The 12,256-nt window shown below is 62.1% G+C and carries 8 protein-coding genes; 2 read left to right on the forward strand and 6 right to left on the reverse strand.

Going from position 1 to position 12,256, the window contains the following annotated elements:
* Nucleotides 1-24: 24 nt before the first annotated feature.
* Nucleotides 25-1,872, reverse strand: a complete 1,848-nt coding sequence (locus tag OP494_RS15275) for a GGDEF domain-containing phosphodiesterase (protein WP_280542105.1) — start codon at nucleotides 1,870-1,872, stop codon at nucleotides 25-27.
* A gap of 285 nt (nucleotides 1,873-2,157) precedes the next feature.
* Between OP494_RS15275 and OP494_RS15280 the strand changes: the two genes are divergently transcribed.
* Nucleotides 2,158-2,952 (forward strand): 2OG-Fe dioxygenase family protein, encoded by a 795-nt coding sequence (locus tag OP494_RS15280; RefSeq protein WP_280542107.1) that lies wholly within the window; start codon nucleotides 2,158-2,160, stop codon nucleotides 2,950-2,952.
* Nucleotides 2,953-3,068: 116 nt separating this feature from the next.
* Here the strand turns inward: OP494_RS15280 and hmpA are convergent, their stop codons facing one another.
* The gene (gene hmpA, locus OP494_RS15285) at nucleotides 3,069-4,250 is read right to left on the reverse strand and encodes an NO-inducible flavohemoprotein (RefSeq protein WP_280542109.1); all 1,182 of its coding nucleotides are present in this window, start codon (nucleotides 4,248-4,250) and stop codon (nucleotides 3,069-3,071) included.
* 250 nt (nucleotides 4,251-4,500) lie between these two features.
* On the opposite strand from hmpA, the gene norR reads away from it, so the two are divergent.
* Nucleotides 4,501-6,069, forward strand: coding sequence for a nitric oxide reductase transcriptional regulator NorR (norR, locus tag OP494_RS15290; RefSeq protein ID WP_280542111.1), 1,569 nt, complete (start codon nucleotides 4,501-4,503; stop codon nucleotides 6,067-6,069).
* Between the two features lie 37 nt (nucleotides 6,070-6,106).
* On the opposite strand, the gene pgaD is transcribed toward norR, so the two are convergent.
* The 4 genes from pgaD to pgaA are packed head-to-tail and all read right to left on the reverse strand — an operon-like array spanning nucleotide 6,107 to nucleotide 12,186.
* Nucleotides 6,107-6,574 carry a poly-beta-1,6-N-acetyl-D-glucosamine biosynthesis protein PgaD gene (gene pgaD / locus OP494_RS15295; protein ID WP_280542112.1) on the reverse strand — a complete coding sequence of 156 codons (468 nt, stop codon included), beginning with the start codon at nucleotides 6,572-6,574 and terminating at the stop codon, nucleotides 6,107-6,109.
* A gap of 1 nt (nucleotide 6,575) precedes the next feature.
* On the reverse strand, nucleotides 6,576-7,874 hold the full coding sequence (gene pgaC / locus OP494_RS15300) for a poly-beta-1,6-N-acetyl-D-glucosamine synthase (RefSeq protein WP_280542115.1): 1,299 nt from the start codon (nucleotides 7,872-7,874) through the stop codon (nucleotides 6,576-6,578).
* Nucleotides 7,871-9,973 carry a poly-beta-1,6-N-acetyl-D-glucosamine N-deacetylase PgaB gene (gene pgaB, locus OP494_RS15305; protein ID WP_280542117.1) on the reverse strand — a complete coding sequence of 701 codons (2,103 nt, stop codon included), beginning with the start codon at nucleotides 9,971-9,973 and terminating at the stop codon, nucleotides 7,871-7,873. The genes pgaC and pgaB overlap by 4 nt, the downstream gene beginning before the upstream one ends.
* Nucleotides 9,973-12,186, reverse strand: a complete 2,214-nt coding sequence (gene pgaA, locus OP494_RS15310; RefSeq protein ID WP_280542119.1) for a poly-beta-1,6 N-acetyl-D-glucosamine export porin PgaA — start codon at nucleotides 12,184-12,186, stop codon at nucleotides 9,973-9,975. The genes pgaB and pgaA overlap by 1 nt, the downstream gene beginning before the upstream one ends.
* Nucleotides 12,187-12,256: the final 70 nt, after the last annotated feature.

Below are 12,256 nucleotides of genomic sequence, written 5' to 3' on the forward strand. Positions count from 1 at the left end.
TTCTACGCCATGCAGGCGGTGGACTCAGCCCGAAACCCCGGGATGCCCCGTTACCAGACCGTCCAGTACACGCTCCATTTCCAGAGCGGGCATGGGGCGGAAGAAATAGAACCCCTGCACCAGGTCGCAGCGCATCTCCCGGATCAGTGCGAGCTGCTCACGATTCTCGACCCCCTCGGCCACGACCTCCAGACCCAGGCGGTGGCCGATGAAGATCGCGGCCTCCATGATCGCGCGATCCTTGGGCTCGTCAGGAGCATCACGCACGAAGGCACGATCGATCTTGAGCGCCGTTACCGGAAAGTGCTTGAGATAGCTCAGCGACGAGTAGCCGGTGCCGAAATCATCGATGGCGATGCGAAAACCCCGGTCATGAAGCCGGCGCAAGCCCTCCAGGATACGATCGTCGGCTTCGATGAGCACGTTCTCGGTAAGTTCCAACCCTATGTCCTGAGGACCCAGCCCATGGCGCCCCAGGCAATCTTCGAAGCGCTGGAAGACGTCGGGCCGGCTCATCTGTCGACCGGAGAAGTTGATATCGATGCGACCGATGGCTAGCCCGGCATCCCGCCACAGCACACGCTGCTGACAGGCGGTTTCCATGACCCAATCACCGAGGCGATGGATCAAGTCGGAGCGCTCGGCGAGGGGAATGAACTCGGCCGGCGAGATCGGTGGTCCCTCTGCCGGCTGCCAGCGGAGCAGCGCCTCGAGGTTCTCGATACGCCCACTCGCAGCAGAAACCTGAGGCTGGTAATGCAGCGAGAGTTCTCCGCTATCCAGCGCTTTCGTCAGCCGGTCGACAAGGCGATGCTGGTAGAGCAGTTGATCATGGAGCGTCTGGTCGAAGAAGCACACGCTACCGTGGCCATCCATCTTGGCCCGGTTCTTGGCCACATCGGCGTTGCGGATCAGCTCGCGGGCCGTTTCGCCATTATCCGGATAGAGGCTGACTCCCAGGCAGGCCGTCACTTGATGCCGAGAACCGTTCATCAGGAAAGGAGAACGCAGGGTATCTTGAATCTTGTGGACCCACTGCAGGAGCACCTCCTTGCGCTGCAACATCGGGCAGGCGATCACGAACTCGTCGCCGGAGAGCCGCGACATGATGTCTGACGCTCCCATCACCTGATGCAGCCGCCGCGTCAACTCGACGAGTAACCGGTCTCCCTGCTCGTAGCTTAGAGCGTCGTTGACCGCCACGAAGTCGTCGATATCCAGATAGACCAGCGTCATCCCGACACGCTTTCGGCGGCAATAGACGATGACCTCATCCAGCTGCGCTTCGAAGGTCTGGCGATTGGGAAGGTGGGTCAGCGCATCGAAGCGCGTGGCAAAATCCAGCTCGCGATACGCTCGCTTCTGATCCGAGAGGTCCACGTCGACACAAAACATCAGGGGATTCTCGGTGTGTTCGCCGAGCATCACGTGATGAGAGAAGACCGGGACCAGCTCACCACTCTTGTGCTGAAGCTCGAGTTCTTCCGCCGGAATCTCGACCCCCTTCTTCACCCAGGCCTGATGCGCCTGAATCACCGATTCACGCATGGGGTCCGGGATGATCAGCTCTTCCAGCGCTTGGCCCTGTGCCTCCGCGGCGCCATAGCCATAGAGCCGGGTGCTGGCCTCGTTCCAGTAGATCACGCGGCGATCGCGATCATAGCCCTGGACCGCCACTCTGGGCAGGCTTTCCAGCAGGGCTCGAAAACGCTGCTCGCTCTCCAGATACTGACGGCGCACGAGCTCGATATCATCCCGAACGCTCTCGCCCTGAGCATCCAACCATCTCGCCCTGAGCTGCTGCCACCGACGCACTAGCTTATGCCACTGCAAGACTAGCCAGCGTCGGAAAACGAAATCGTAACCGCTCATCAACTTTCCCATCATCGAAAGATGCTGTTGCCTGCATCATGAGGCCAGATGGCATCTTCCACCACCGCGACCACTTCACCCTCACGGCATACGCAGGCATGCCTCCACACGGCAGCCCGACTCGGCATGACCGTTTTCATCCAGCGTAACGAAACGTGACCAACGTCAAAGCAATGCGACACTTTTTATACCTTTTTTGACATTTCGCTGCAGATATTCTCCTTTCCGAGGGTTGCTCGGACGATCTCGGGCAATCTCGGTTCACACTGTAATGGAGAAGATCTCATGAAACTCGATACCCTCAAGCATGGCGTCAATTCAAGCACCATACCCTCCGATCCGTTCGTCGACTACTGGTCGCCCTCGATTACCCAAGCCCTACACTATCAGGGCTGGGCCAAGACCGAGGTCCGCTCCCGGATAGATCTCGAGGCCTGGCAAGCATTCACCGCCGACTTGCCGCGAGACCCCTATGTCAATCGTCGCTGGAAACGCATGTCCTGGCTGGCTCTGGATGAACATGACGAGGTCATCGATATGGGCCATTGCCCCATGGCGCAGGGCGGTGCCTTTAATGATGCCGAGAGCATGGCGGACCGCCTGCGCTACTATGAGCCACTGACGCCAGCATTCATGGCCCGACCGGACGTGAAGGACTTCGTGCGTGCCTGGGCGCGGCTCTGGGACCTGAAGCCCAACGAGCCCATCCTGATGCAGATAACCGGCGTTCGTGGCGAAGGCATGATCGACCCTCTGCAGGGTCAGGGGATTCATGCCGACGGATGCAAGGCGCTGAGCATCCTGGTGTTAAGCCGCCACAATGTCGCCGGGGGCGATAACCACCTCTATGCTGACAAGGCGGGCACTTGCGCCGTGGCCGACACGACCCTCGCCCCAGGCGATATCCTCCACCTGCGTGACGACCGTCTCTTCCATAGCGTAGACGGCATCCACCAGGAAGATGCCGGAGCGCCCTTCGAGCGCTTCATCATCATCATCAATAGCCGCTTCGTGGATGCGTTTCAGAATCAGATCCTGCGTCGACACTTTCCCGAGGCGGTGCTCAACGAGACCCGCTAAAGACACATCAGCAATCACGACCGTATCGGTGCTGGGGTCGCCCCCAGCGCCATACCGGGCACCCACGCAAAACGCCACGCCGGATGGCGTGGCGTTTCGGTCAGCGGCACGACGTCTCAGGCGACGTGTGCCAACGACTCAGCCGGTCCGAAGAACTCATGATGGCGCCGTTCAGCCTCGACCCCGAGCGCTTCCAGCGCCGCGTCGACGCGGCGCATGAAATCCGCCGGCCCCACCGTGTAGCACTGCGCATCATGCGGCATGTAGTCCGCCAGCAACGCGGCACCCACACGGCCGACGTGATCGGGCGCATCCTCCGAACGCGGTTGTGAATAAATGGTCATTACGTGCAACGTCTCAGGGTATGACCGGCGCAGCTCGGCCAGTTCGTCGGCGAAAGCATGCACCGCACCGTCGCGCGCCGCATGCAAATAGACGACTCGGCGCCCCTCGGCGAGCGCCTGCCGCGCCAGCGGCAGCATCGGCGTCTGCCCTACACCACCGCTAATCAGCATCACCGGCGCGTCGCCTGCGGCCAGGGTCAAATGCCCCGCCGGCGGCAGCAGTTCCAGAGTATCGCCCACCGCCAGGCGATCATGGAAATGACGGCTGACCTTGCCACCTTTCTCGCGCTTGATGGAAATCCGATACGTTGTGCCATTGGGTGCCGCCGAGAGGCTGTAGTGGCGATGCACCGTTTCACCGTCGATGGCCAGCTTGAGGCCGATATACTGCCCCGGACGATGCTCGGCGACCGCACCGCCATCCACCGGCGCCAGCTCGAAAGAGGTAATGACCGCGCTCTCGGGATGCTTGGCGACGATGCGAAACGCACGGGTGCCATCCCAGCCACCAGGCTGGGCGGCGAAGTCGTGATAACGGCGTGCCTCTTTCTCGATCAACACCCCCGCCAGCTCCTCATAAAGCGCACCCCATGCGTCGGCGACCTCTTTTGTGACTGCCTCGCCCAGCACCTCACCGATCGCCGCCATCAGGCATTCGCCGACGATCGGATAATGCTCGGGGCGGATTCCCAGCGAGACGTGCTTGTCGACGATGATGCCCAGCACCTCGTCGAGACGCGTCGGCTCGTGGCGCAGTTGCACATAGGCGACAACGGCGCCCGCCAGCGCGCGCGGCTGTCCGCCGCTTTGCTGGTGCGCGGCGTTGAAAAACGTCTTGACCTCGGGATAACGCGCAAACATCAACGGATAAAAGCGCTTGGCGATGGCCTCGATGTGTGCGGCAACCACCGGTGCAGTGGCGGCGATGACGGATTCCTGGGCAGATGTCAGCATGATGTCTCCTTACGATGGGGCTTACAGTGTGTGCCCCTGCTATCGCAAGCGGAGTGCCAACTCGGCTCGTTTCACCGTGCCCGCGACATTGTGCCACGCGCCTACCTGCGAGGCCGCGCGGTTGCCGCTTTATAGAAACGTCAGGGCACCGCCCGGCATATGACGAGCCCTTGCCCTCGCCACCATGACTGTCAAAATAACACCCAAACAACGTGTCGATATGACAATCGGCTCGGAAAAGGATGTATAAATGACCGTCTTTTTGCATACCTTGCGCGACCTGCTCGCCGACCTCAGCGTCGGGCGTGGCAGCGACGCTCTGCCCGAGCGCTGGGCACGGCTGCTCGCTGCGCTGGTCGGCGATTACCCCGCCGATGCCAGTACGCTGATGGTCGCCCATGACGACGGCTTGCAGCCCGTCGCCGTGCTGGGCCTCGACGACGAAGTTCGTGGGCGTCGCTTCAGCCTAGCCGCACACCCGCGTCTGGCCGCGATCGCCGCGCATCCCGGCGTATGCCGTTTCCCGCTCGACTCGCCGTTGCCCGACCCCTTCGATGGCCTGCTCGACGACACCTTGAGCCATGTACATGACTGCATGGGCGTCGCCCTGCGCGATGGCGACCGACTGCTCGGCATGCTGACGCTGGATGCACTGACGCCCGGCTGCCTGGCCGCCATCGACGATGACGACCTGTTGGCCGCGGCGGGCCTGCTAGCGACCTGCCTGCGTCTCGCGCAGCAACTCAGCGATACCCGTTCGCGCCTCAATCAGGCGCTCGACCAGCACTTCCCCGATCAGGACGCACCGCGTAATAGCACGCCCGATTGGCAGAGCCCCGCCATGCGCCGGTTGGAGGAAAGTCTCGCCCTGGTGGCGCCCACCGACATGAGCGTGCTGCTGCATGGCGAGACCGGCGTCGGCAAGGAGCGTATCGCCCGCCGCGTGCATGCGCTTTCCGCACGCAGCCAGGGGCCACTGGTGCGTGTCAATTGCGCTGCCCTGCCCGAGTCACTGATCGAAAGTGAACTCTTCGGCCATCGACGCGGCGCGTTTTCCGGCGCCGTCCGCGATCATCGCGGCCATTTCGCCATGGCCCATGAGGGTACGCTGATGCTCGATGAAATCGGCGAGTTGCCGTTGACCATGCAACCCAAGCTATTGCGCGTGCTGCAGGAAGGCGAGATTCAGCCACTGGGCAGCGAGACCTCGCAGCGCATCAACGTGCGCCTGGTCGCGGTCACCAACCGCGACCTGAGCCAGGAAGTCGCCGCCGGGCGTTTCCGTGAAGACCTCTACCACCGCTTGAGCGTCTTCCCCTTGCAGGTGCCGCCCCTGCGCGAACGGCGCGAGGACGTGCCACTACTGGCCGGCCGTTTTCTGGAGGACAACCGCGTTCGCCTGGGGCTCGCTAACCTGCGCCTCGACCTTGCAGCCGAACACGCTCTGCTGGCCTGGCCATGGCCGGGGAACATCCGCGAACTGGAACACACCCTGGGGCGCGCCGCGCTACGCGCCTTCGGCGAACAGTCACCTCGCGGGCAGAGCGCACGTCGCGACGCCGTGGTGCGCATCGCCGCGCACCACTTGGAACTGCCGACGCTGCCCACCGACGATCTCAAGCCTCCCGAACCCTCAGCACCCGAGGCCCACCGCGCGCCCCTCACCCCGCTCCGTGAAGCCGTCGAGGCCTTCCAGCGCCAGCATATCGCCCACGCACTGGAGGCGCATGACGGCAACTGGGCTGCCACCGCGCGAACGCTGCAGACAGACGGCGGTAACCTGCACCGCCTGGGCAAACGCCTGGGACTCAAGCCTTAAGCGGCACGCTCGGCATCTGCCTCAACCGCGCGTCCTCTCACAGCGTCGATGCCGTCTCGATGCCGACGATGTGGCCCCGCGCATCATGGCGCAGTGTCGTCACGCGACTGCGCTGAAGGTCCTCGACCTGCGCCTCGCTCACCCCGAAAGAGACCGCCAGGCGCTCAGTGGTCAGCGGGGATGGTGGGCGGCGACGATCGGCATGCCGAAAGCGGCGATAGTTGTAGAAGGCCCATATCAGCAACGCCATTCCCGCCAGCACGACAGTCACGGCATAAACTGTCAGCGAAGCCCAACTGTGCTCGTGGCTGTCGATCACATAGGACTGAAAACGCTCGCTCCCGAAGGCCCATCCCAACAGGGTCGACAACGGTAGGAACAGGTAAAGCCACAGCATCCACCCCACCCCCGAGAGTAGCGCGAACACACTCCGCTGACGGCGCGACTGCAAGTCGGGACGATGGATGATCTCAGGCAACTCGAGCGCCGCAGTATCGTCTCGCATGTCATGCGTCCTTATCGGTTTGGATGCCGCGATCGGGACTCTGCCAACGTGCCCGCCGACAGGGTGAGGCCAGAAGGGTCTTGGGCACCGCGACCACGGCGGTGAGGGTCGACAGCGTCCAGTAGAGCAAGGGGTACCAGATCACCCAGAAGTAATGACGCAGGAAGCCCATGCGTTCGTAGCGTTGGTCGATGTAGAGACTGACCAGAAACTGGATCAAGCATGTCGCCCCCAGCAGCAAACCATTCCATTGGGGCAACAACGTGTCCACCCGCCACTGCTGCGGCAGGGGCACAAACGGCCCCAAGCAAAACAACACGGCAATCGCCAGCATCACATAGGCCCAGATCAAACTGGTGAAGTACTCGATTGCCACGCCCCAGAAACGCCGTTGGCGCCAGGCAAACAAGCCTCGACCATAACGCAGCATCACCTCGACGCCGCCCTGGGCCCAACGCAGCCGTTGCTGCCACAGGCCTTTCAGAGTTTCCGGCATATAGATGTAGCAGAGCGCCTCGGGCTCGAAACGAATGTCCCAGTGGTCCAACTGCAGGCGCCACGAGACATCGATATCCTCCGTTACCATATCGGCACGCCAATAGCCCACGCTATCCAACGCGGCCCGATTGAAGCCCGTGATGACCCCGGAGACGGTAAAAATACGCCCATAAGTACGCTGGGCACGCTTGATCAGACCGATGATCGAGGAAAACTCGCCGACCTGGATCTTTCCCAGTAGCGTCGAGCGATTGAGGATGCGCGGATTGCCACTTACAGCGCCCACGCGCGGCCCTCCCGTTAGATGGCGCATCATCCAATAGACGGCATGAGGATGTATCAAGGCATCGCCATCGATAGTCACCAGATAGTCGCTGCCTGCCGCGAGCGTCCCGGCCTTCAGCGCCACGGCCTTGCCCTGGTTGGCGCCGAAATGAATGACCCGCAGGCGTTCGTTGTTTTCCGCCAGTCGGTCAAGAATGGCGCCCGTGTCATCGTGACTACCGTCATTGACGGCGATGACATCGAAGTGCGGATAACGCGTCGCCAGCGCATACCGGATCGTCTGCTCGATTTGATCTGCTTCGTCGTGACACGGAATAACGATACTGACGGGTTCCATCTCCGCCCCCGAGCCATCGAAGCGCGGTTGCTCGGTATGGCCACGTTCGCGGCGCAGATAGAACCACAACCCGCCGATGATCCACATCCAGGCCATGAAGATCGGGTAGTAAAAAGCAAAGCCGAACATCGTTGCCCGCCAATCGATGGTCAGTATCCAGGAAACGAGTGCATCGATCATGGCTGGCTCCGGCGGTGGGGAAACTCGTTAAGGCTCATGCCTTCGAACGTCGGCTGGAACGCTGGCTTGCCGGTAATGAAGTCATCCGGGTAATACGCCAGATTGAGCGCGCCACGACGCACGAGCTGATGCATCCAGTCACGCAGGCGTTTCGGCGCGATCCACTCCTGGCGCTCCCAATCATAGGTTTGCAACTCGAACACCGTTTTATCGAGGCCACGCGGATAGCGCTGCACCCGGTCCACGAGCGTGTCCAACCACTCTTCCGCCGGCTTCTCGGTACCATCCAGATAAGGCATCGCCATCAAGGCGACATCATCGTAATGCTCGAGGAATGGCCCCAGCGCCTGGGAGAAACGCGCTTCCGCGCTCGGGTCGAGCACAACGCGCGCATAGAGATTGCGCGCTACGCGAAAGCGATTGCTGAGATTGGCGTAGTGTCGGGCGCCGTCGAGCGCCTGCTCACCGAAATCGATCAACGCCCGAGTCTTGTCACGCGCGCTCAGCTTGCAGTCGGTAATCCGGCGCCCACTATCGGGCCAGCGAGCCTCGGGGGCACATGCCTGGGCATCTTCATCAGCGGCGAGGTAAGCATCATCGTGAATCAGTACGCCGTCGATACCCGGCGTGCTGCGCGCCAAGTCCGCGTAGATGTCATGGACGAGCGCTTGCGCCTCGGGACGAAACGGGCTCAGGCGTCGATAGGCACGCTCGGCAACGCGACTGTCACCATCGGCCTCGTGCACCCGAACCTGCAAGCGACGCTGCCGAGAGGCATCCGGCAGGTCGAAGGCCAGCAAGGGTAGCCAAGCATAAACATCCACCCCGGCACGCGTCTTGAGCTGCCAGGCGACGCGGTTGAACAGATCGGCCCGCATCGGCAAATGCGCATTGGGGAAGTAAAGCGAAGAGGCGGTGCCATCGCCGTCCGGGTCGGCGAACGCCTGCAGATAGACCGTGCGCACCTGCATCGCCTTGATACGATCGAGCAGCGCGCTCAGGTTGGCATGCACCTGCTCGGGATCGTCATCGTAGAGCATGTCGATGTCGACCTGCACGGCACGCTGACTACGCGCCGGCGGGTCGAGCGTCTGCGCGACCTGTGCTTCGATATCCACCGGCGTGGGATTGCCCATGACCAGTAAGCGCCCGAAGTCAGGCCCCGAGGCCGGCGTCGATAGACGTCGGTCCCCCAGGTTGAAGGTGAAGTCAAAACCCACGTCACGTGCAATCGCCTCGGTTTCGGCATTGGTGGCGCCATATGGCCAGACTAAGGCCCTCGGACGCACGCCCGTTTTCGACTCGATCACATCGGCACTTTTAACGAGGTCGTCATGAATGCGCTGGCGATACGCGGCATCGTCTTCATACTCACCGCTCGTCGGGTCATAGTGCCGCGCCAACGCGGCCGGTTCGACGTTGCCCTGAGGATTGGCGCGAATGCCACGATGCAGGTCGTGGGTGTGAGTGGCGATCTCGACCAAGCCCGAGGCCTGCATTTCACGTACCTGCTCCCAGGTAACGAACCCTGCCTGGCCACGCGTGGCACCGTTGTACTGGATTTCATCCGCGGCTGCCTCGTCACGCGGGTCGCTCGACGCATTGCCTAGATTGGCCGCCAACTGGGCGGTTTCGCGCGTCGCGATATTCTCGCCCTTGCGGACCCGCTCGAGCCATCCTGTCTCGACCGCGAAGAGCGCCGGATAGTCGTAGGCCTGCAGCAGCGGGTACACGCGACGATAGAAGCTTTCCAGGCCATCGTCGAAACTCAGCAGTACGGCATTCGAGGGCAGTGGCCGCTGGCCTTGGCGTGCCGCCTGAATGTCGTCCAACGAGACAGGATGCCAGTCATGCGCCAGCATCCAATCGAACCATCCCGCCAGCCGTTCATGGCTGATCGCATAGGGGTCACGCCCCACCGCCGGTTGGGCAGCGTCACGGACATCATGAAACGCGAGCGTCGCGAAATGGCCATCCGGTATGTGCACATTGGCCGAGGCAGAGGGATCCCTCGGGGGCGGCGCAGCCGACGTCTCGGCCAAGCTGGGGCCGGCTATCAGCAGCCCCAAGAGCAGCAATATTGAGACCAGCGATGGCATTACAGCACCCCCTCGAAACCAAACTGCCCATACCAGCGCTTCTCGCGCTCACCTTCGTATGCATGGCTTTCCCAGCCGATGCCGTAATTAATCGACCAGGTCCGCGTCAGCTGCCAGGTATGGCCATAGGACACCTCGTAACCTGGCGCACCGCCGTAGCCGCTTTCCCACTCAGATGCCGCACCCAACGATAAATTCTGGGTCAAGGAGCGGTCGTAGCGACGCCAAGTCAACCAGTCATGTTCAAGCGTAATGCCAGCCATGCGCTGGCCTTCGGGGTTGTAATAATCGGCCTCGACGTCGCGATTGTGTTCGGCCGACAGAGAACCAATCAGCCGGGTCTGATGATGAGCGCTGGCCTGAACGCGCTGCGTCAGGTCGACCGCCACATCGCTGCGTAGGTTACCGTCGCTGATATCCAGTGCACTCAGCGTGAGCGTGGCGTCTCGGGATTCATTCTGGCGCCAGGTCACTTGCGTCTGGTAAAGACGTCCGTCCAGGTCGTCGCGCTCGGCACGCAGTGGCGTCTCGGGCGACTGCGTCTGCGTGCGTAGCTGGTATTGCCAATGATCGCCCAGCCATTGCGACCAGCCGAGCTCGAGGCCGAGATGATCATTCAGTTGCTCACCGCTCAACGCCGCCCACCAGTGTCGACGCAGCCACTGGCGTTCGACGCCCAGGCTCTGGCGGCTATGGCGCTCTGCGCCCTCGTCATAATCGCCCCATTGGTAGGACTGCTCGGCATAAATGCGATAGCCTCCCTCGCTCCAGGGCGAGTTCAGGCGCAGTTGGTAATCGCCATCCTGGCTACCATTGACGGCATTACCACCGTGAGAACGGCCAAAACTCCCCTGCCCCTCGATGGAAAAATGCTGGCGATCCAGCCATTCGAGCCGATTACGTCTCACCGCCGAGTCGCTCGGAAACTGCTCCGCTAGAGCCTCGCTGGTCGCCTGCCAACGCGGAAACGCTTCGAGATCCTGGGCATTCTCAGCGATATTCAAACGCGTGGCCTTATCGTCCGGCGCGTATGCCTTGGCCAGCTCGGTCGTCGCTTGCGCTTGACGATACCAGCCGCGGGCACGCTGGGTGGTGGCAAGCGCATTGATGACATCGGTGTTGCGCGGCGCCGCTCGATAAAGCGTAGTCGCCCTCTCAAGCGCAACCTCTTCATGATTTCTGTACGCCGCGTCACGGACCCGGAGACGATCGATTTCACTACGCTCCCAGTTGGGAACCGGCGACGCCGTCTGGTTCTCGCGGTAGCGCCACGTCGGGGTGCGATCATCCAGGCGCGCCAGTTGTTGCTTGGCCCCCTCGTAGTCTTCGCTCTCGATCAGCGCGTAGTAATATCCCGTCTTGACCGCGAGCGGTGCCGGCGAACCGGCATCGAGCACTTGGCGATAAAGCGCCGCCGCCTTTTCGGGTCTTTGGCGTGCCAGATACGCATCGGCCACCGGCGCCTGGGCATAGGTCGGTAACGTCACCGAGGCCCGACGCAACGATTCGTAATCGTCGATGACATCATCGAAACGCCGCAACTGGCGTAGCACCACGAGCCGATCGAACCGAGTACGCCGACGCGCCTCACTACCGGCTGCAAAGGCATCAAGGTTAGCATTGAGTTTCTCCAGCGCCGCCGATAGCGCGACGTCGTCCTTGGCGTAGCGTTGCCGACGCTGGTGACGCGTTTGCTCGAGAATTCCGTTGTGGATAGCGCCCGTCGCCTTATCCGCCCGAAAGCGGTCGCTCACCTCCTCTGGCCACTCGGGCTGATGACGTCGCCGCAACCGATCGGCACGCCGATATGCTCCTAAGTTGGAGAGACTGGAAATTTTCGTCTTGAGCGCCTGGGGGTTGGATGACGCATACGTCAAGACGCGCTCAGCGAGCTGCAGCGCAATACCGGGGTGGCCTTGCTGTCGTTGGCGCTCGGCTATCCCTGCCAGATCGTCGGCGTTAGGGTGTCCATCAGGCCCCGCACGCACGTCGTCACCATAGGCCGACGCCGGCGCATCAGTAGCCGGCAGTCGACCATCGGGAAAGCGCGCGTCCGCCTGAGCGGCACCTGTCGGCGCCAAAAGCAGACCCAGCGCGGCGAACCCAGTAAAAGCCACGCCCAAGCGTAGAAAACGATGACAGCCGGCACGCGCACGTGAGCAGTGGCCTGGATGACCACCCATCCACCGGCCGCCGAAGCGGAGAGATTGCATTATGAGATGACACCACCGTTAGTTCCATTAACGAGATGAGGGCTCAAATCCGTTGAGCGGGTGCTGTAGC

Source organism: Chromohalobacter sp. 11-W, from assembly GCF_029889905.1.
GTDB lineage: Bacteria > Pseudomonadota > Gammaproteobacteria > Pseudomonadales > Halomonadaceae > Chromohalobacter.

Bases quoted from the DNA above. Each gene is read 5' to 3' on its own strand.
- OP494_RS15275 (WP_280542105.1), bottom strand. From the start codon at position 1,872: ATGAGCGGTTACGATTTCGTTTTCCGACGCTGGCTAGTCTTGCAGTGG.
- OP494_RS15280 (WP_280542107.1), top strand. From the start codon at position 2,158: ATGAAACTCGATACCCTCAAGCATGGCGTCAATTCAAGCACCATACCC.
- hmpA (WP_280542109.1), bottom strand. From the start codon at position 4,250: ATGCTGACATCTGCCCAGGAATCCGTCATCGCCGCCACTGCACCGGTG.
- norR (WP_280542111.1), top strand. From the start codon at position 4,501: ATGACCGTCTTTTTGCATACCTTGCGCGACCTGCTCGCCGACCTCAGC.
- pgaD (WP_280542112.1), bottom strand. From the start codon at position 6,574: ATGCGAGACGATACTGCGGCGCTCGAGTTGCCTGAGATCATCCATCGT.
- pgaC (WP_280542115.1), bottom strand. From the start codon at position 7,874: ATGATCGATGCACTCGTTTCCTGGATACTGACCATCGATTGGCGGGCA.
- pgaB (WP_280542117.1), bottom strand. From the start codon at position 9,973: ATGCCATCGCTGGTCTCAATATTGCTGCTCTTGGGGCTGCTGATAGCC.
- pgaA (WP_280542119.1), bottom strand. From the start codon at position 12,186: ATGCAATCTCTCCGCTTCGGCGGCCGGTGGATGGGTGGTCATCCAGGC.